Origin of the sequence: Nitrospirillum guaranorum, assembly GCF_034653275.1 — a bacterium.
Taxonomy (GTDB): domain Bacteria; phylum Pseudomonadota; class Alphaproteobacteria; order Azospirillales; family Azospirillaceae; genus Nitrospirillum.
This window is the reverse complement of sequence record NZ_JAYEES010000003.1, coordinates 925001-944300: the sequence shown is the minus strand read 5'-3', so window position 1 is coordinate 944300 and position 19300 is coordinate 925001. Positions and strand designations below refer to the sequence as shown.

The 19300-nt window shown below is 69.2% G+C and carries 14 protein-coding genes (1 of these 14 only partly in view); 3 read left to right on the top strand and 11 right to left on the bottom strand.

The features are described 5' to 3' along the window. Nucleotides 1-20: 20 nt before the first annotated feature. The 4 genes from UAJ10_RS13250 to manD form a co-directional block, all read right to left on the bottom strand. Nucleotides 21-1148, bottom strand: a complete 1128-nt coding sequence (locus UAJ10_RS13250) for a LacI family DNA-binding transcriptional regulator (RefSeq protein WP_322915774.1) — start codon at nt 1146-1148, stop codon at nt 21-23. A gap of 12 nt (nt 1149-1160) precedes the next feature. After that, nucleotides 1161-2471: an MFS transporter gene (locus UAJ10_RS13245; RefSeq protein ID WP_322915773.1), complete on the bottom strand. Its 1311-nt coding sequence runs from the start codon at nt 2469-2471 to the stop codon at nt 1161-1163. After that, nucleotides 2468-5149: a glycoside hydrolase family 2 TIM barrel-domain containing protein gene (locus UAJ10_RS13240; RefSeq protein ID WP_322915772.1), complete on the bottom strand. Its 2682-nt coding sequence runs from the start codon at nt 5147-5149 to the stop codon at nt 2468-2470. The genes UAJ10_RS13245 and UAJ10_RS13240 overlap by 4 nt, the downstream gene beginning before the upstream one ends. 447 nt (nt 5150-5596) lie before the next feature. Next, the gene (manD, locus tag UAJ10_RS13235; protein ID WP_322915771.1) at nt 5597-6808 is read right to left on the bottom strand and encodes a D-mannonate dehydratase ManD; all 1212 of its coding nucleotides are present in this window, start codon (nt 6806-6808) and stop codon (nt 5597-5599) included. Nucleotides 6809-6999: 191 nt separating this feature from the next. On the opposite strand from manD, the gene UAJ10_RS13230 reads away from it, so the two are divergent. Continuing rightward, nucleotides 7000-7761, top strand: a complete 762-nt coding sequence (locus tag UAJ10_RS13230; RefSeq protein ID WP_322915770.1) for a FadR/GntR family transcriptional regulator — start codon at nt 7000-7002, stop codon at nt 7759-7761. Nucleotides 7762-7766: 5 nt separating this feature from the next. Here UAJ10_RS13230 and UAJ10_RS13225 read toward each other — a convergent pair whose 3' ends face one another. The 4 genes from UAJ10_RS13225 to UAJ10_RS13210 form a co-directional block, all read right to left on the bottom strand. Continuing rightward, nucleotides 7767-8657, bottom strand: a complete 891-nt coding sequence (locus UAJ10_RS13225) for a LysR family transcriptional regulator (protein ID WP_322915769.1) — start codon at nt 8655-8657, stop codon at nt 7767-7769. A gap of 28 nt (nt 8658-8685) precedes the next feature. Further along, nucleotides 8686-8928: a hypothetical protein gene (locus UAJ10_RS13220; protein ID WP_322915768.1), complete on the bottom strand. Its 243-nt coding sequence runs from the start codon at nt 8926-8928 to the stop codon at nt 8686-8688. A 34-nt stretch (nt 8929-8962) separates the two neighbouring features. Further along, a complete protein-coding gene (locus UAJ10_RS13215; RefSeq protein ID WP_322915767.1) occupies nt 8963-11032 on the bottom strand; it encodes a 2Fe-2S iron-sulfur cluster-binding protein in 2070 nt (689 codons plus the stop codon). A gap of 74 nt (nt 11033-11106) precedes the next feature. Then, nucleotides 11107-11739, bottom strand: coding sequence for a glutathione S-transferase family protein (locus UAJ10_RS13210; RefSeq protein ID WP_322915766.1), 633 nt, complete (start codon nt 11737-11739; stop codon nt 11107-11109). 256 nt (nt 11740-11995) lie between these two features. Between UAJ10_RS13210 and UAJ10_RS13205 the strand changes: the two genes are divergently transcribed. Next, nucleotides 11996-12703 carry an alpha/beta hydrolase gene (locus UAJ10_RS13205; protein ID WP_322915765.1) on the top strand — a complete coding sequence of 236 codons (708 nt, stop codon included), beginning with the start codon at nt 11996-11998 and terminating at the stop codon, nt 12701-12703. 30 nt (nt 12704-12733) lie between these two features. On the opposite strand, the gene dinB is transcribed toward UAJ10_RS13205, so the two are convergent. Continuing rightward, nucleotides 12734-13807, bottom strand: a complete 1074-nt coding sequence (gene dinB / locus UAJ10_RS13200) for a DNA polymerase IV (protein WP_322915764.1) — start codon at nt 13805-13807, stop codon at nt 12734-12736. 91 nt (nt 13808-13898) lie between these two features. After that, nucleotides 13899-15872 (bottom strand): hypothetical protein, encoded by a 1974-nt coding sequence (locus UAJ10_RS13195; RefSeq protein WP_322915763.1) that lies wholly within the window; start codon nt 15870-15872, stop codon nt 13899-13901. Between the two features lie 314 nt (nt 15873-16186). Here UAJ10_RS13195 and UAJ10_RS13190 point away from each other — a divergent pair, with 314 nt between their 5' ends. Then, entirely contained in the window at nt 16187-18991 is a 2805-nt protein-coding gene (locus UAJ10_RS13190; RefSeq protein WP_322915762.1) for a PAS domain S-box protein, read from the top strand. Between the two features lie 78 nt (nt 18992-19069). On the opposite strand, the gene UAJ10_RS13185 is transcribed toward UAJ10_RS13190, so the two are convergent. Then, nucleotides 19070-19300: the 3' portion of a hypothetical protein gene (locus UAJ10_RS13185; RefSeq protein WP_322915761.1), read on the bottom strand. It continues 117 nt past the right edge of the window; 231 of the gene's 348 nt are visible here — the last part of the coding sequence; its start codon lies beyond the right edge, outside the window; it ends in the stop codon at nt 19070-19072.

Here is a 19300-nt window from a genome sequence, read left to right as displayed (position 1 = left end):
GCCCGCCATTTGAGGGCGCCTCAAACAAGCACGCCCGACGACTCCCGGACCACCAGGCGGGGCGTCACCGTGATGGGCTGGGCCTTGCCCGCGTCGCCATCGTTGATGCGGCCGATCAGCCGGTCGGCCGCCAGGCGGCCCATATCGTGGATGGGCAGGCGCACGGTGGATAGCGCCGGGCACATGCGCGAGGCCAGCGGCGTGTCGTCGAAGCCCACCACGGTCAGGTCGCGCGGGATGCCGATGCCCAGCCGGTAGGCGGCCTTGTAGACACCGGCCGCCATCTCGTCATTGCTGGCGAAGATGGCGGTGGGGCGGTCGGCCTGGGACAGCAGCTCCATGCCGCGCTTCTCCCCCGTCTCGAAGGTGTAGAGACCCTCCACGATCCAGTGGTCCGGCACGGTCACGCCATGCTCGGCCAGGGCGCCGAGGAAGCCCTCGCGCCGCTCGTGGGTGGAGCGGTAGCGCTGCGGCCCGGTGATCAGCGCCACCCTGGTGTGGCCCAGCTGCGCCAAGTGGGCGCCCACCTCGGCCGCGCCGGTGCGATCGGTGTGCAGCACCATGGACGTGGGCTCGTCCAACGGCACCGACATCAGGCGCATGTAAGGGCAACCGATGGCCCGCAGCAGGGCGACCAGGGCCGCATCCTCCGACAGGGGCGGGACCAGGATGACGCCGTCCAGGTTCTGGCGCTGCACGAAGGTCTTCACCTCCGCCAGGAAACCGGGCGCCACCTGGCGGCAGGGATGGACCACCAGCTCGAAGCCCTCGCGATGGCAGGCCTCCAGGATGCCGCCCTGGACGTTCACGATGTATTGGGCGTTGGGGTTGTCGTAGATCAGGCCCAGCAGGAACGACCGGTTGATGGCCAGGCCCCGCGCCTGGGGGCTGGGCACATAGCCGATGCGGGCCACCACCGCGTCCACCACCGCGCGGGTGGCGTCGTGGACGTACGGGGACTGGTTGATGACCCGCGACACCGTCTTCTTCGACACCTTGGCCAGGCGCGCCACGTCGTTGATGGTGGGGGCGCGGGCCAGGGTCCAGGCGGGGATGGCCAGAGCGTCCGGCGGGGCCGCCAGCCGACCGTCGCCGGCCAGCGCCTTGCGCCGCCGCACCTTTGGTTTCTCGATTCCGGTCTCAGCCACAGCGCACCATCCTCACCGCGTTATGTGCGCCGGCGCGTAGCGCGGCGTCATCCAATGGATCAGGCCCAGGGCCACGAAATAGGCGCTGGCCGCCATCAGGAAGATGGGGCGGTAGCTGCCGGTGGTCTGCAGGATCCAGCCGGCGGCCTGGGCCATGGCCATGCTGCCGATGCCGCCCGCCGCCCCGCCCAGGCCGATGACCGAGCCGGCGGCCCAGCGGGGGAAGAGGTCGGACGGCAGGGCGTAAAGATTGACGGAAAAGCCCTGGTGCCCGGCGCAGGCCAAGCCGATCAGCAGGGCCGCGCCCCACAGGCTGCCGGTGTCCATGGCCAGCGCCACCGGCGCCACCACCAGCGCGCAGACGAGGAAGGCGGTCTTGCGCGCCCGGTTCAGTCCGGCGCCCCGCGCCAGCAGGCGGGATGAGCCCCAGCCGCCCAGCACGCTGCCCACGTCGGCCAGGACATAGACCAGCACCAGGGGCGGTCCGAAGCCCTTGAGGTCCAGGCCATAGCGCTTGGCGAAGAAGTCGGGTAGCCAGAACAGGAAGGTCCACCAAATGGGATCGATCACGAAACGACCCAGGATATAGGCCCAGGTCTCGCGCGCGCCCAGCACCCGCCGCCACGACAGGCGCACCGGCGGCGGCACGGGATCAGCCTCGATATAGGCCAGTTCAGCGGGACTCAGGCGCGCCACCTCGCGCGGGCGGCGGTAGAGGGCCAGCCAGGCCGCCAGCCACACCACGGTGAACAGGCCCGTGACCAGGAAGGCGGCGCGCCAGCCCCAGGCCAAGGTCACCGCCGGCACGATGAGCGGCGTCAGGATGGCGCCGACATTGGCCCCGGCGTTGGTGAAGCCGATGGCCAGCGCCCGTTCCCGCTGCGGGAACCATTCCGCCACCGCCGCCAGGCTGGCCGGAAAGGCGCCGGACTCGCCCAGCGCCAGAGGGATGCGGGCGATGGCGAAGCTGGCGACGGAGCCGGCGGCGGCATGCGCCATATGGGCGATGGTCCAGATGCCCACCGCCAGGGCGTAGCCGGCGCGGGCGCCGATGCGGTCCACCAGCCGGCCGAACACCAGGTAGCCGCTGGCATAAGCCGCCTGGAACCAGAAGACGATGGTGCCGTAGCCGACCTCCGTCCAGCCATAGCGGTCCTGCAACAGGGGCTTCAGCACGCCCAGCACCTGCCGGTCGACATAGCTGAGCGCCACGGCGGAGAACAGCAGGAAGCAGACCAGCCAGCGATAGCGGCCCCGGGGCCGGGGGACCACCGCCGGAATCACCCCCGGGGCCGCCGCCGCGTCCGTCACGGCCACGCTCACCGCGCCGCCACCACGTCGATGGCCGACACCACCGCCTGGCCGGTGACGGGGCGGAAGTCCAGCAGCAGGCCGTCCTTGCCCGTCACCTCGACGGTCACCGCGCGCTCCAGCGCCTTCAGGGCGCCGCCCGCCTCCGCCGCCACGTCCAGGTGCTTGACCACCACCTGGCCGTTGGCGGCCACGTCGAAGACGCGGGCGCCGGCCGCCAGCGCCGGCTCGGCGAAGCGCAGGGTGACCTGGTAGCGGCCGGCCGGCACCGGCACGCGGTAGCTGAAGGCGCCCTCGCGGTAGGTCTCGTACAGCTTGGGGTCGGGCGTGCCGGTAGTCGCGGCGATGACCTTGTCCGGCTTGCCCGTCTCGGGGCCGGGGTTGCGGTCATGCGGCTCACCCCCGGTGACGAAGGCGTCGGAGCCGTAGCGGGCGCCGGCGGCGCTGGTCAGGCCGGCCGAGGCGCCGGCGCGGATGCGGATCTCGTCCGCCTTGCCGCCGAAGCGCCAGGTGACGCTGTCGCTCACCGGTTGGCCCTTGATCTCGGCCGTGGCGGTCAGGACGTTGTCGCCGGCATCCAGGCGCACCGCCGGCCAGCGGCAGATGTGGTCGGGGCAGGACACCGTGCCCAGGTCGCGGCCGTTCAGGCTCAGCCGCACGCTGGCGGCGTTGCTGTAGGCCTGGACATCGGTCACGGGATAGGCGCGATCGACATAGCGGCGGCCGTTCAGGTGCAGCACCGGCTGGTCGCTCCAATCCGCCTTGTAGAAGAAGAAGACGTCCTTCTTCACCGTGCGGTCATAGGACACCAGGCCCTTGTCGTTGGTGTCGACCATGTCGCCCTCCCGCCGGCTGTCGCTGGCGAAGTCGAACATGTTCCAGACGAAGGTGCCCCACAGGTAAGGCCGCTTCTTCAGCTGCGCCCACCAGATCTCATGCAGGCGACTTTCCAGCTCCTCCGGATGGAAATGGCCCTTGGGGTAGACGACGCCGGTCTGCACCTCATCGGTATGCTGGGTCAGGCCGCCACCGCCGCCGTATTCGCTGACCGACAGCGGCAGGCGCGGGTGCAGCGTGTGCAGCCGGTCCAGCACCGGCCCCAAGTCCTCCGGCTTGTCGTAGTACCAGCCCTGGTAGCGGTTGTAGCCCAGCAGGTCGGTGATCTCCGCCACCACGTCCACGCCAGGCTTGGGTGCGTCGGGCCAGGGCTCGCAGCAGTCGGCCATGGTGGTGGGGCGGGTGTGGTCCAGCTCATACGCCGCCTTGTTCAGCTGGGTCAGCAGCGGCCGGGCGTTGCTGACGCCGTGGCCGCTGGCGGCCATCAGGTTCACCTCGTTGCCGATGGACCAGGTGACGACGCTCGGGTGGTTGTAGTTCTGCTTGATCAGCTCATGCAGCTGGCTGTCGGCGCTGGCGGCGAAGGCGGGGGTGGTGATGCCCTTGTCGCCGTCGGGTGTTTCCGGCGCGGTGCGGTTCACCAGGGGGATTTCCGCCCAGACGACCACGCCGTCCCGGTCCGCCAGGTCGTAGATGGCCTGGTCGTGCTGGTAATGGGCCAGGCGCAGGGTGTTGATGCCCAGGTCCAGCATGATGTCCATGTCCTGGGCCTGGTCGGCGGGGCTGATGGCCCAGCCCTTGCCCGGCCGGTCCTGATGGCGGGACACGCCGTGCAGGGCGACATGCTTGCCGTTCAGAAAGAAGCCCTGGTCGGGATCGAAGCGGAAGGTGCGGATGCCCAGCGGCTGGGTCACCTGGTCCAGCAGCTGGCCGTCCGCCGTCTCGACGCGCGTCACCACGCGGTAGAGGTAGGGGTCGGCCTTGCCGTCCCACAGGTGCGGGTTCGGCACGCTCAAGGTCTGCGCCGGCTCCTCCAACGCGCCGGGCGCGACGGTCAGGGGATGGCTGTCGCTGGCCACGGTGGCGCCGGTGGCGTCGATGATGGTGGTCTTCACCACCACCGGCTGGGCCTTGGCGCCGTCGTTCTTGATCCGGCTGTTGACCTCGATGGACGCGGCGCCGTCCAGGGCGGCGGTGTGGGCGTAGACGCCGGGGCCGCCCCAATCCAGCATGTCGATGTGCACGGGGTCGGTGGCGATCAGCGAGACCTGGCGGTAGAGGCCGCCGAACAGGAAGAAGTCGCCCGACATGGGGATGACCTCCGCCGTGGGCGATCCGGCCACCGCCGGGCTGGAATTGTCGGTGCGCACCGCCAGCACGTTGGCCTTGCCCTGCTTCAGGGCGGCGGTGGCATCGAAGCGGAAGCGGCCGAAGGCCCCCTTGTGCACACCCAGCTTCACGCCGTTCAGCCAGACCTCGGTATTGATGCTGGCGCCGTCGAACTGCAGCCACACCTTCCGCCCGGCGTAGTCGGCCGGCGGGGTGAAGCGCAGGCGGTACCAGCCGGCGCCGCGCGTGGCGTCGTAGTCCGGCCCCCGCTCCGCCGTGCCGCCCATGTGGTTCCAGGTGTGGGGCAGGGAAACGGTGGTCCAGCCCTTGTCGTTGAAGCCCATGGCGTCGGGCCCCCCACCCTTTCCGGGCGTCACGTCGCCCTGGTGGAATTGCCAGCCGGCGCTGAGCGGCAGGTCGCGCCGCTCGGCGGCGTGCGCCCCGCCCACCGCCAGGGCGACGGCGGCCACCGCCAGCGTGGATCCAAGGGGCTTGCGCTTCAGGCGAAGGGCGCGAAACGGCATGGGGGTCCTTCCTTTTAGCATCTTTCTTGGAAAGGGCCGGCGGGGCTGCCACCCGCACCCGGCCCGAACGGCCCCCAAGCTACCGACATCCGGCTATTTCCGCCGCCAAATCATGGGGTGCGCCACGTGACAAATGTAAGGGCACCGGTCAAGCAGGTTGCCGGCGAAGAGCGTGAGGCCGTTGCACCTCTCGTCCCGCTCCGAACGAGACGGACAGGTGGCGACGCGGCAGGCGTGCCGCACCCGGCCCAGGTCCTGGGGTCAGGCCGACCTTTCACAAGGCCATCCCACGCCTCATGAGGTTCCCTTCCTGGGTCAGCCGGTTTCGCCCAACATTCCTAACTGGCGAGGCGATATTGGTCATACCAAATTCAACCCATCAACGCCTTCGGAAAGGGACACCACCGACGTGGCCGTGCCTTTTGAGCGACATAGGATCAACCGTCCTTACCAGTTGTACATGGTGCCGTCCTCAAGGCGGTTCACCGGCAGGAAGGCGCGGCTGTAGGGGTACTTGGCGGCCAGCCCCTCATCCAGGTCCACACCCAGGCCGGGCGCGTCGCCGGGGTGCAGGTAGCCGTCCTTGAAGCTGTAGGCGTGGGGGAAGACGGCGTCCGTCTCCGCCGTGTGGCGCATGTATTCCTGGACACCGAAGTTGGGGATGGACAGGTCGAAGTGCAGGGCAGCCGCCATGGTCACGGGCGACAGGTCGGTGGCGCCATGGCAGCCGGTGCGGACCTGGTAAAGGTCCGCCAGGTTGGCAATGCGGCGCAGGTGGGTGATGCCGCCGGCGTGCACCACCGTGGCGCGGATGTAGTCGATCAGCTGGTTCTGGATCAGGTCTTTGCAGTCCCAGATGGTGTTGAACACCTCCCCCACCGCCAGGGGCGTGGTGGTGTGCTGGCGGATCAGGCGGAAGGCCTCCTGATTCTCCGCCGGCGTCGCGTCCTCCAGCCAGAAGGGGCGGTAGGGCTCCAGGCTCTTGCCCAGGTGCCCGGCCTCGATGGGGGTCAGGCGGTGGTGCACGTCGTGCAGAAGGTGCACGTCGTCGCCCAGGGCCAGGCGGGCCGCCTCGAACAGCTTGGGCACCGTGCGCATGTACTTGGCCGTGGACCAGACGTTCTCCGTCGGCAGGGCGCCGTCCGCCGGCTCATAGAACATCTTGTCGCCGGAAACGCCGTAGGTGGAAGGCAGGCCCGGCACGCCGGATTGCAGGCGGATGGCCTTGTAGCCCAGGGCCTGGTACTTGCGCGCCTCGTCTATCGTCTCCTCGATGGTCTGGCCGTTGGCATGGCCGTAGACCATGACGCCGGTGCGGCAGGCGCCGCCCAGCAGCTGGTACAGGGGCATGTTGGCCGCCTTGGCCTTGATGTCCCACAAGGCCATGTCCACGGCGGCGATGGCCGACATGGTGACGGGGCCGCGGCGCCAGTAGGCGCCCCTGTACAGATATTGCCAGATATCCTCGATCTGGTGGGCGTCCCGGCCGATCAGGCAGGGGATGACGTGGTCGGCCAGATAGCTGACCACCGCCAGCTCGCGGCCATTCAAGGTGGCATCGCCCAGGCCGTACAGGCCGTCCGCCGTCTCGATGCGCAACGTCACGAAATTGCGGCCGGGGCAGGTGACCACCGCCCGGGCGCCCTTGATCTTCAACATCGGTCGAACCTTCACCCCTGGAGCGGACGACCCCAGCGACATGGCCCCGGGGGATGTCCGTAAATTGGCCTTACCATTTATGTCTTCCACAGCCCCATGTGGCCTGTCAATAAGGCGAATTGGACTGGCGGACGGGGGCGCCGCTGCTTTATGCTGACCCCATCCGCCGTCCATCTGGTCAGAGCACTCGCATGCCGCCCCTACCCGCCAACGGCCAGCGCCTGTACCGCCAGGTGGCCGACGCCATCGCCGCCGACATCCGCCGGGGCGTCCACGCCGCCGGACAGCGCCTGCCCTCCGAACGGGATCTGGCGGAAACGTTCGACGTCAGCCGCCCCACGGTGCGCGAGGCCATGATCACCCTGGAAATCCTGGGGCTGGTGGAGGCGCGCCATGGCTCCGGCATCTATGTGACGGAGCAGCTGCCCCCCAGCGAGGCGGCGGCGGAACTGGACATCGGCGCCTTTGAGCTGACCGAGGCGCGCCGGCTGGTGGAGGGCGAGGTGGCCGCCCTGGCCGCCACCACGATCACCGATGAGGAGCTGGCGGAGCTGGACGCCCTGCTGCGCGAGATCGGGGAGGAGAACGCGCGCAACGCCGTGGGGGAACAGGCCGACCGCCGCTTCCACCTGACCATCGCGCGCGCCAGCCGCAACACCGCCCTGGTCGGCGTGGTCGAGCAGCTGTGGGACATGCGCTACAAGTCGCCGCTGTGCATGGCCATGCTGGAGCGCGCCCGCACCGTGGGCGACCATCCCCGGGTGGAGGAACACCAGCGCATCGTGCAGAGCCTGGCCGCCCGCGACCCCCAGGCCGCCCGCGCCGCCATGCGCGACCATCTGGGCCGCGTCATCGAGGGCCTGCTGGAGGCGACCGAGATGGAAGCCGTGCAGCGCGCCCGCGCCGAGGTGGCGGCCAAGCGCAACGAGTTGCGCCGGCGCGCGGGCGTTTGAGCGGATCAGTTCAAAAGACGATTGCCCCGCAAACTGGCCACCGCCCTGTCGACGAAGGCCCTGATCTTGGCCGGCGCCTGCCGCCCCTCGGCGTACAGCAGGTGGATGGGCAGCGGCGGCTCCTCATACTCGCCGAGCACCACCCGCAGGCGCCCCTCCAGCAGGGCCGGGCCGGCCTGGTAGTGCAGCACCCGCGTCAGCCCCCAACCGGCCTGGGCGGCGGCGATCGCCGCCTCGTTGGTGTTGCAGTGCAGGGTGGGATGGATGACCACCCGCTGGTCGCCGGCGAAGCGCCATTCGGGGGAGGCCCAGGCGCTGGTGGAAACGGCGATGCGGTGGTCTTTCAACGCCGCCGGGCTGGTGGGCACGCCGTGCTTCTCGAAGTAAGCCGGGGCGCCGCAGACCACCCGGCGGACCGTACCCACCTTGATGGCGGTGAACCCCGAATCCGGCAGGCGGCCGATGCGGACGGCCACGTCCACCCCCTCCTCCACGATGTTCACCGGGCGGTCGACGAAGAGGGTGCGCGCCGTCATGGTGGGATAGGCGTCCAGATAGTCCGTCACGATGGGCAGCACGTACATCTGCCCGAACAGGAGCGACGCCGTGACGGTCAGCGTTCCCGAGGGCGTGGCGTAGGACCCGGCGGCGGCGGCCTCCGCCTCCGTGATGTCGGCCAGGATGCGCCGGCAATCGTCGAAGTAGCGCCCGCCGGCCTCGGTCAGCTTGACCGAGCGTGTGGTGCGCACGAACAGGCGGGCACCGATGGTTTCCTCCAGCGCCGCGACGGCGCGGGTGACCGCCGGCGCGCTCAGGTGCAGGTGGCGCGCCGCTTCGGCGAAGCTTTCCGTCTCGGCCACCTTCACGAAGATGCGCATGGCCTGCCAGCGATCCATGGAACCCTCTCCCCCGCGTGCCCGGCCGTCACGTCAGGCGGGCCAGAAACTCCGCATAAGTACATGGATCTTGGATGATCATGTCGCGGAAATAGTCAGCGGTGCCAGGCAGTTCGCCCTTGGCCAGGGTGCCCCGTAGGTCGCCGCTGGCCACGGCGGGGCCGCGCAGCAGGAAGCGGAGGCGGGCCAGCCGCCGGCGTAACAGCCAGGGGATCAGCCGGGTGGCTTCGGCGGCCATGTCCATGGCCTCCGGCAGCAGCAGGCAAAACATTTCGTCGTCTCCGGTTCGGTTTTCCGGTTGGGGATCAGAGGGCCAGTTGCAGCGGCCCAGCGCCCTCGGGCTGTTCGGCCGGGACGGCGCAGCAGATCAGCGCCTCGCCCTCGGCCACCGGGGCGGTCGGTTCCTTCAGATAGGTGACGGCGCCAGCCAGTACCTTGGTCCGGCAACTGCCGCAGGTGCCCGAGCGGCAGCTGAACTCGGGGCTCAGGCCCCGGGCCTCCGCCAGTTCCAGCAGGGTGCCGGACCCGGGCGTCCAGCGGGCCTCCTTCAGCGCGGTGGTGAAGACCACCGGCACGGGGCCGGCGGCGGGCGGCTGACGCGGCGGCACCGCGGCGGTGGCCTTGTCGGCCGTCCGCACCAGGGACGAGGGGCCGAAGGCCTCAGCATGGATGCGCTCATCGGCGACGTTCAGGCCGCGCAAGCCGTCGTAGATGGCCTGCATGAAAGGCCCAGGGCCGCACAGGTAGAAGTCGTAATCGTTGAATGCCAGGAAACGGCCCAGCTGCGCCATGTCGATGCGCCCGGCGGCCTCGTAATCGGCCCCCTCCACCGCGCCGGCGGCATCGCTCAGCACCCGCACGACCCGCACCGCGCCCTTGGCCGCCGCCACCAGCTCCGCCACTTCGGCCTCGAAGGGCCGGTCCGCCTTGGTCCGGGCGGCATGGAACAGGGTGGTGGGCCGGACGCCACGGGTCCGCAGGCCTTCGTAAACCACATGGCGCAGCATGGCCAGCAGGGGCGTGATGCCCACCCCGGCGCCCAACAGCACGGCTGGCCGCTTCTGCCGGGCATCTATGGTGAAGCCCCCGGCCGGCGCCCGCGCCTCGATGATGTCGCCCACGCGGACATGGTCATGCAGATGGCTGGAGACCAGGCCGTCGCGCTTCACGCTGATGCGGTAGACGGCGTCGGACGGCGCCACCGACAGGGTGTAGGTGCGGATGACCGGCTTGTCCGTGCCGGACAGGGCCACGCGGATGGGCAGGTGCTGACCCGCCTCATGCGGGATCAGGCCGGCGCCATCGTCCGGCATCAGGTGGAAGGAACGGATGGCGGCGCTTTCATCCACGATGCGTGTCACCTTGAACGGCCGCCAGCGCGTGGCCAGGTCCGCCGCGCGCAGCCGATCGGCGGCTTGCGCCCAGTCGCCCGTCATCAGGGAGTTGGGGGACCAGCCGTCCTCCTGGAAATCCCAGCGCACGGCGAAGGCGCCCGGGCGCCGCACCACCCGCCGGGCGCGGAAGGTCCACAGCCGCTCCGCCCCCTGGAAGGCGGCGACCTCGGGGCTGTCCAGGACGACCTGGGCGTCGCCCGTCATCTGCAGCATGTCGCCGGTCTCGAAATCGATGAACACCAGCCCCGCCTTGCCATTCACCAGGATGTTGCCCAGCGTGGCGAAGAACAGGTTGCCGGCGAAGTCGGGGATGGTCAGCGTGCCGTCCCCGGCCACGCGGACGAAGCCCGCCTTGCCGCCGCGATGCGACACGTCCACCTGGCGGCGGTCGTCCCGGTCGGCGTACGACGCCACGAAGAAGGTGTCCGCCGCCGCGATCATGCGCCGTGCCTCGGCATCCAGCTCGGCGCTTTCCAGCACCGGGCCGGTGAACACCTCGGCGGGGTCCCGCGCCAAGCGGTAGTCGCGCAGCTGGATATACTGCGGGCAGTTGCCGAAGCTCTGGTCGACCTGGAAAAGGAAGGGACCGGCGCCGGACCGCAGGGTGCCGTTGACCCGGTTGCGCCGGCGGGTGTGCAGCTCGATGCCCAGCAGGCCGATGGCCTCACCCTCCCTGATCCCGCCGGCCGCCGGGTCCGTGGGGTCGGGCCGCGCGTCGATCGCCAGCGATTGGGGCGTGGGCGAAGTGATAAAGCCCGGCCGCCCCGCCAGCAGTGTGGCCCAGGCGTCGCCCGCGGGGTCGACGCTGCCCGCCACGATGAAGGGGATCTGGGCGTAGAAGTCGCGGTGCTGGTCGGGCATGTGGTCGCGGATCACCCGCTGCCCCACGCTCGCCATCCGTTCGGCCACGCCGACCTTCTCCTGGATGGCTTTCTCGCCGGCATGCCAGACCGCCAGCTTGGTCAATGTGGCGTCGCTCATTTCCATCTCCTTCGGTCTGGGCCGGGCGGGCGCACCCCCGGCCCACGCCGAGGGCGCGCGCCCGTGCCATAGGATCACGCGACGGTCGCGCCCTGGGCGGCGGACAAGCCCACCGGCGTCTCGACGAAGGGCACGAAGCCCGGCAGCGCCTCGATGCGGCGCAGAAAGGCGATGACGCCGGGATAGCCCGACAGGTCGACGTTCCCTTCCGGGGCGCGGGCCACGTAGCTGTAGAGCGCCACGTCGGCGATGGTCGGCGCCCCGCCCACCAGCCAGTCGCGGCCCACCAGATGGGCCTCGAGGTTTTTCAGCAGGCCGTGCGCCCGGGCGATGACCTCTTGCGGGTTGTGCTTGGACCCGAAGACGGTCACCAGGCGGGCCGCCGCCGGACCGTACGCCACCTCACCCGCCGCCACCGACAGCCAGCGCTGCACGGCGGCGGTGCCCTGCGCGTCCTGCGGCAGCCAGTCGGCGCGGTCGAACTTGCGGGCCAGATAGACCAGGATGGCGTTGGAGTCCGACACGACAACGCCGCCGTCGTCCAGCACCGGCACCTGGCCGAAGGGGTTCAGGGCCAGGAACTCCGGCGCCTTATGGGCCCCCGCCTTCAGATCGACCTCCACCAGGTCGTGCGGCACGGCCAGCAGCGAGAGGAACAGGCGCGCCCGGTGGGAGTGGCCCGACAGCGGATGGTAATAGAGCTTCATGATCCGGTTCCCGATGTTCAGGACCGGGGTCATTCCCGATCCGCGAACGCAGGGTCGCCCAATCGGCCCATGCTGAGAATGATCGGTCTCGGCACTTCATTATTACCCGTGGCGTAATGATGGGTCCGGCTTGCCGGGGCGAAATAGGCCGCCAAACCTTCAAAGCCTCGCGCATTCTCCAATACGGCACCAGCCCTCGCCCCGAAGATGGGACGACCGCATCCAAACGGGTCATCTAGATCAGGAGCCGTAGCCCATGGAAACCTCCCCGCCCTCCTCCCGCCCGACCGTCGTGCTTGTCCATGGCGCCTGGGCCGATGGCTCCAGCTGGCGCCGCGTCATTCCCCTGTTGTTGAAGCAGGGCCTGCCGGTCGTAGCCGTCCAGAACCCCACCACCTCCCTCGCCGACGACGTGGCGGCGACCCGGCGGGCGCTGAACGCCATCCCCGGGCCGGTCGTGCTGGTGGGGCACAGCTGGGGCGGCACGGTCATCACCGAGGCCGGGAACGATCTGAAGGTGAAGGCGCTGGTCTATGTGGCGGCCTTCGCGCCGGGCGCGGGCCAGAGCACCGGCGACCTGGTCGGGGCGCACGCCCCGCCGCCGGCGCTGTCCAAGATCATCGACGACGGCGCCGGCTTCCTGACCCTGAGCGCCGAGGGCTGGGTGCGGGATGTGGGCCAGGATCTGCCGGAGGAAGAGGCCAGGCTGCTGGCGGTGCTGCAGCCGCCCCTGGCGGCCCGCACCTTCACCGACACGATCACCGAGGCCGCCTGGTCCAGCCGCCCCAACTGGTACATCGTCTCCGGCGAGGACCGGATCGTCAGCGTCGAATTGCAGCGCAAACTGGCCGTCCTGATGAAGGCCCGGACCACGGAGCTGAAGGCCAGCCACCTGTCGCTGCTGTCGATGCCGGAGGCCGTGGCCCAGGTCATCGTGGCGGCGGCCGGAAGCGTGGTCGGATGACCCCGGCGGCCGGCGCGGCGGGACCAGGGGTCAAAACCCGAACTCCAACTGCGCCGGCGGGCCCGACGCCTCGAAACTGGAGACGGTCACCCCCAGCAACCGCACGCCCGTGGGCAGGGGATAGACGGTGCGCACCAGTTCCACGCTGACGCCGCGCAAGGCGTCCTGCGACACCACGGGCGCCGCCAGGGTGCGGCTGCGGGTGGCCTGGCGGAAGTCGCCGTACTTGATCTTGACCGTCACCGTGCGGCCGAAGGCCTGCGCCTTCTCACACCAGGCCCAGACCTCATCCGCCATGGACAGCACGCCCTGTTCCACCGCCGCCGGCTCCGTCAAATCCTCCAGGAAGGTGGTTTCGGAGCCGGAGGATTTGCGCGGCCGGTCGGAGACGACGGGCCGGTGGTCCTCGCCATGGGCGATGGCGTGGTACCAGGGACCGGACTTGCCGAAATGGGTCTGCAGGAAGCTGACGGTCTGGCGGCGCAGGTCGGCGCCGGTGTGGATGCCCAGGCTGTTCATCTTCTCCGCCGTCACCGGGCCCACGCCGTGGAACTTGGCCACCGGCAGGTTCTCCACGAAGGCCTCGCCATGGCCGGGCGGCACGACGAACTGGCCGTTGGGCTTGCGATGATCGGACGCCAGCTTGGCCAGGAACTTGTTGTAGGAAATGCCGGCCGAGGCGTTCAGCCCCGTCTCCGCCTTGATGCGGGCGCGGATTTCCGTGGCGGTGGCAGTCGCCGTGGGCAGGCCCCGGCGGTTTTCCGTCACGTCCAGATAAGCCTCGTCCAGCGACAGGGGTTCGATCAGGTCGGTGTAGTCGGCGAAGATCTCCCGAATCTGGCGGGAGATGGCGCGGTAGACCTCGAACCGGGGCGGCACGAAGATCAGCGGCGGGCATTTGCGCAAGGCGGTGGTGGAGGGCATGGCGCTGCGCACGCCATACTCCCGCGCCTCATAGCTGGCCGCCGCCACCACGCCGCGCTTGGCACCATAGCCCACGGCTACCGGCCGCCCGCGCAGATGCGGGTTGTCGCGCTGTTCCACCGACGCATAGAACGCGTCCATGTCGACGTGGATGATCTTGCGGATGCCGGGACTGGTCATGGCCCCGGCATCCTAGCAGATCACCTATGAACGGAAAGGGAACAGATCACAGCTGCTAATCTGTTCCCCAGTTGCCATCAGCAGGCCGTCCTCACTTCTCGATCTTGAACACCTGGTAGGAATGCGGCTGCACCGTCACGCCGAAGTCGGTCCGGGCGGCCACGTTGTCGCGGCGAAACTTGCCATCCTTGGGTGCCGCCGCCGGCGTGGCGGTGATATCGGCGTTGGCGGACAGGTTGCGCAGATGCACGCCCTGGCCCAGCAGCGACAGGGTCACCGACACCGGCTGATCGCGGAAGGACTCCACCACGAACGTGCCGTTGTCATAGGCGAACAGGCTGACATGATCCGGGCTGTCCAGGCGCACGGGGAAGTCCTGCTGCAGGTACTTCTTGATCTCCGTCACCAGGCCCTGGGGCAGGTTGTAGAGGTCGCCCGGGTTCTCCGGCATCGTCAGGACATAGAGGATGCCCTTGGAATACCGGTTCATCAGCAGGATGGGGAAGCCCTTGGCGTTGGCCACGCCGCGGATGATGGGCCAGCTGTCGTTGGTGTAGTAGTGCACCTCGGGGAACAGCACGGCGGGGTTGTCATGCGCCGGGTCGTTCAGGCTGTCGCCGTTGCCAGCGCCGTAGCCGTTGATGAAGTCATGGATGGCCACCTTGCGGCCCGTGTCCCACACCTCCGCGATGTCCTCGATGCCCTTGCCCTTCAGGGCGGTCAGCAGGCCGGAGGTGATGACCACCGTCTTGCCCGCCGCCAGGTTGCCCTTGATCTCATCCACGATCTTGGGGTCCTGCGCCGCGGCCTGGGTCAGCAGGGCCACGTCGGCGTTGGTCGGGAACTTGGGGCTGAGTTCGATGGGGATGCCGATGGTGCCCAGGTAATTGTGCAGGAAATCCTCGCCGGAGGACTGGTAGGGCTTGTAGCTGGCGATGCCGATGGGCTTGCCCAGCTTGCCCAGGTCCTTGTCCACCGTCTCCAGCGCGTAGCCGGCGACGCGACCCCAGCCGGGGCCGGTGTCTTTAGCCTGGGAACCGGGCTTGTAGCCCGACACCATTTCCTGCCAGCGGAAGCTGGTGGGCAGGTCGGCCCAAGCTTGGCGGTCTCCCGGCGTCACCGCCTCGGCTTCCGACATGGGACGCCAATTGAACAGGGTGATTTCCGGCGCCTTGGCGAACAGCGTGTCCCACAGCTGCTCGGCATAACGGTCGACGTACAGGGTGGAATAGGTGTCGACCCAGCCGCCGCCGTTGCCGACGCCGCCTGTCGCGTCCGTCGGGCGGATGTTGCTGTAGTAGCGGTAGATCTCATAGCTCTCGTACTGCTGCAGCAACTGGTCGGTGATCACCGGGTCACGCGTCTCGGTGCCGGTGTAGATGGCGTCGAAGTCTTGGGCTTCCTGCTCCAGGTCATAGCCCGCGCCCTGGAAGTGCTCGTACCAGTTGGGGTACTTGACGATCATGCGGACCTTGGGGTTGGCCGCCTTCGCCGGCTTCAGCACCAGGTCGCGCGCCACCTGGCGCATCGTGTCCAGCCGGTACTGGGTCCAGCTGCGGCTGCCCTTGGCGGCGATGTCGGCATCGCTCTTGCTGGCATAGAAGAAGAAGTCGTCCAGGATCACGTCGTCGAAATGCTTGGCGGCCAGCGCCGCCGCCTTGGCGCATTCCTCGCGGTCGGCCGGCTTTTCATAGTCGAAGGTGCCGAACTGCCCGCCCTCGCCGCCCGCGGCCAGGGTGATGCCGCCGGACACCTGCACGCCCTTTTCCTCGAACCACTTCTTGACGCGGGTCACCTCCTCGTCGGTGGCGAAGACGTGGTTGCGGTAGACCTCGAGGTAGACCTTGTTGAAATGGGTCTGGCGCATCGCCCGCTCGAACTCGCGGTCGAAGGTGGCCTTGTCGGCCAGCTGGCGGGTGCTGGTGACGGCGATATAGATCGCCAACCGGAAGTTCTCGTACGGTGACGGGGCTGCCTTCGCCGCTGCCAGGGGCGGCGCCAGCAGGGCGGTCAACGGCAGGCTGAGCAGGGCGGCGCAGGCGGCGGCCCGGAACGCGCGTTTCATGGATTCACTCCCTATCGTCCATTTTTATGATCAATCTTCCGGATGAAAACGATTTCCCGCATCCGGAATGGCTATGTTAGCGGTAACGCTCATTTGTCACATTTATTCCCCCTTCACTCAAGCCGGCAGGGGCCTCCCAGGCCAAAGGGCTAGGCCCGCCGCCCGCGCCCTAGCACGAAAGACCGGCACGGGCGCCACCAGCGGCGCGATTGACGGAGCCGCCCTGTGAGGCAACGCTGTTCAGCCTATTTCCCTGCCTGGGCACGGTTTTAAGGGGCAAGGTTTCCGGCCGGATTCTCAAGCGGGGTTGAGCGGTGAGGAAGGGAGCGGCGGTGCGGGATGAGGTGGATGGCCGGAGCGGCATACCGTTCCCGGACGGCGACTGCGCCATCAGCGCGCAGATGCGGGCCATGGACTGGTCCACCTCGCCGCTGGGCCCGGTGGCGGGCTGGTCCCCCACCCTGAAGGGGGCGGTCAGCCTGATCCTGCCGGCCCAGGCCCAGATCGTGATGTTCTGGGGACCGGAGTTCGTGGCCCTCTACAACGCCGCCTATGCCCCCACCATCGGCAACAAGCATCCCCACGCCCTGGGACGTCCCGCCCGCGAGTACTGGACGGAGCTGTGGGACGATCTGGAGCCGCTGCTGCAGCGGGCCCGGGGCGGCGAAACGGTGGTGGCCAAGGACCGCCCCTTCCGCATCGAGCGCAAGGGCTACATCGAGACCGTCTATTTCGACATCTCCTACTCCCCGGCGCGCAACGAGGCGGGGGAGGTGGAAGGCGTGGTCTGCATCGTCGATGAGACGACGGAGCGGGTGATGGCCCTGCAGCGCTTGCGCGACAGCGAGGCCCAGTTCCGCACCCTGGCGGAAGCCATGCCCGCGCTGGTATGGACCGCCACGCCGGAGGGGAACCTCGACTGGTTCAACCCGCACGCCTACGCCTATACCGGCGCCCCGACCGGCGCCCTGGACGGGCAGGCATGGACCTGGGTGACCCACCCGGACGATCTGGCCCGGACGGCCGGGGGCTGGGCCGCCGCGGTGAAGGCGGGCGGGACCTACACGGCGGAGTTCCGCCTGCGCCGGGCCGACGGCGTCTATCGCTGGCATCTGGCCCGCGCCGTCCCCATCCGGGACGAGGGTGGGACGATCCTGCGCTGGCTGGGCACCACCACCGATATCGAGGACCAGAAGGCCGCCGCCGAGGCCCTGGCCCACATGAACGAAACCCTGGAACGCCAGGTGGCGGAGCGCACGCGGGAGCGGGACAGCGCCTGGAACAATGCCCAGGACCTGCTGCTGGTCATCAGCCCCGGGGGCCTCTTTCGCGCCGCCAACCCCGCCTGGCGCACCATCCTGGGCTGGGAGCCTGGGGAGCTGGTCGGCAAGCACTATCTGGACCTGACCCACCCGGACGACCGGGAACTGAAGGCCCGGGCCCTGGCCCAAGCCTCGAAGGAGGCGCTGAACAGTGTCGAGGCCCGCTGCCGCCATCGCGACGGCAGCTATCGCTGGATCGGCTGGGTGGCGGCACCGGAGGGTGGGCTGATCTATGCCGCCGGCCGCGACGTGACGCGGGAACGGGAACAGGCCCAGGCCCTGGAACGGTCGGAGGCGCGGCTGCGCTCCGTCTTCAACACCAGCTACCAGCACCAGGGCCTGCTGTCGCCCGAGGGCATCGTGCTGGACGCCAACCCCACCTCGCTGGCCGGCATCCACGCGCGGCGGGAGGATGTGGTGGGCATGCCCTTCTGGGAAACGCCGTGGTTCACCGCCACGCCGGGCATGCCCGACCTGGTGCGCGCCGCCCTGCCCCTGGTGCGGGCGGGGCGCACCGTGCGGCGCGAGGTCATCATCAACCTGCCCGCCGGCCGGCACATCTTCGACTTCTCCTTGCGGCCGGTGCTCGACGGGGCGGGAAAGATCATCGCCATCGTGCCGGAGGCCATGGACGTGACCGCCCGGCACGCGGCCGAGGAACAGCTGCGCCAGGCGCAAAAGATGGAGGCGCTGGGCCAGCTGACCGGCGGCATCGCCCACGACTTCAACAACATGCTCATGGGCATCTCGGGCGCCGTGGAGCTGATCCGCCGCCGGGTGGACGCGGGGCGCCCTGAGGGGCTGGACCGCTATCTGGATGCGGCGTCGACGGCGGTGCAGCGGGCCGCGGCCCTGACCCATCGCCTGCTGGCCTTCGCCCGGCGGCAGTCGCTGGATACCCGGCCCCAGGACGTGAACGCCCTGGTCGCCAATTTCGCCGACGTGTTGCGCCGCACCTTGGGGGCGGACATCACGTTGGTGACGAAGCTCGCCCCCGGCCTGTGGCCGGCCCTGACCGACATCAACCAGTTCGAAAGCGCGCTGCTGAATCTGGCGTTGAACGCCCGTGACGCCATGCCGGGCGGCGGTCAACTGACCATCACCACCGCCAACCAAACCCTGGGCGAGAGCGGCGACGGGGCGGAGAAGCGCGCCGCCGGCGATTACGTCGTGGTCCAGGTATCGGACACGGGCACAGGCATGGCGCCCTCGGTGCGGGAAAAGGCCTTCGACCCCTTCTTCACCACCAAGCCCATCGGCCAGGGCACGGGCCTGGGCCTGTCGATGATCTACGGTTACGCCCGCCAATCCGGCGGCTATGTCCATATCGACAGCGAGGTCGGCCAGGGCACCACCGTCATCCTGACCCTGCGCCGGGCGCTGCCGGAAGAGGCGAAGGCGCCGCCGCCCGAACCCGCCGCCCCGCCCGGGCTGGGGGAGACGGTGCTGGTGGTGGAGGACGACAGCACGGTGCGCATGCTGGTCATCGATGTGCTGGAGGACTTGGGATACCGCCATATCGAGGCGGTGGACGCGCGCAGCGCCATTCCCCACCTGGAATCCCGGCGCGCCATCGACCTGCTGGTGACCGACGTGGGCCTGCCCAACATGAACGGCCGCCAGCTGGCGGAAATCGCCCGCCAGTTTCGCCCCCGGCTCAAGGTCCTGTTCATCACCGGCTATGCCGAGAACGCCACGGTCCGCGCCGGTTTCCTGCAGCCCGGCATGGACATCCTGGCCAAGCCCTTCACGCTAGAGGCCTTGGGCGCGAAGATCCGTGAGATGCTGGGGGCATAGGCCCTTGCCCACGACAAAAAACCCGTGGCCGGAGCCACGGGCTTTTGACGGGCGCGAATGAACCGATATGGGCCGGGATCACGAGACCGGACGCACCAACTCCAGCTGGTCGCCGACCCGGCGCAGACGCAGCTCCAGGGCTTGCTGACCGGCACCGCGCGGCACGGACACCACCGTCTCCTGATCCGGGGCCAGGGTGGACACGAAGCGCACGGTGCTGGCCGGGTCCTGGGTGCCGGCGGTCACCACTACCTGATATCCGGCCTTGGTGGGATGGTAGTAGAGGTTGACGTCGACGGCGTCGAACTT

Excerpts from the sequence above, each read along its gene's own strand:
- UAJ10_RS13225 (WP_322915769.1), bottom strand. The coding sequence starts at position 8,657 with ATGGATCGCTGGCAGGCCATGCGCATCTTCGTGAAGGTGGCCGAGACG.
- UAJ10_RS13205 (WP_322915765.1), top strand. The coding sequence starts at position 11,996 with ATGGAAACCTCCCCGCCCTCCTCCCGCCCGACCGTCGTGCTTGTCCAT.
- UAJ10_RS13230 (WP_322915770.1), top strand. The coding sequence starts at position 7,000 with ATGCCGCCCCTACCCGCCAACGGCCAGCGCCTGTACCGCCAGGTGGCC.
- UAJ10_RS13240 (WP_322915772.1), bottom strand. The coding sequence starts at position 5,149 with ATGCCGTTTCGCGCCCTTCGCCTGAAGCGCAAGCCCCTTGGATCCACG.
- manD (WP_322915771.1), bottom strand. The coding sequence starts at position 6,808 with ATGTTGAAGATCAAGGGCGCCCGGGCGGTGGTCACCTGCCCCGGCCGC.
- UAJ10_RS13215 (WP_322915767.1), bottom strand. The coding sequence starts at position 11,032 with ATGAGCGACGCCACATTGACCAAGCTGGCGGTCTGGCATGCCGGCGAG.
- UAJ10_RS13210 (WP_322915766.1), bottom strand. The coding sequence starts at position 11,739 with ATGAAGCTCTATTACCATCCGCTGTCGGGCCACTCCCACCGGGCGCGC.
- UAJ10_RS13195 (WP_322915763.1), bottom strand. The coding sequence starts at position 15,872 with ATGAAACGCGCGTTCCGGGCCGCCGCCTGCGCCGCCCTGCTCAGCCTG.
- UAJ10_RS13220 (WP_322915768.1), bottom strand. The coding sequence starts at position 8,928 with ATGTTTTGCCTGCTGCTGCCGGAGGCCATGGACATGGCCGCCGAAGCC.
- dinB (WP_322915764.1), bottom strand. The coding sequence starts at position 13,807 with ATGACCAGTCCCGGCATCCGCAAGATCATCCACGTCGACATGGACGCG.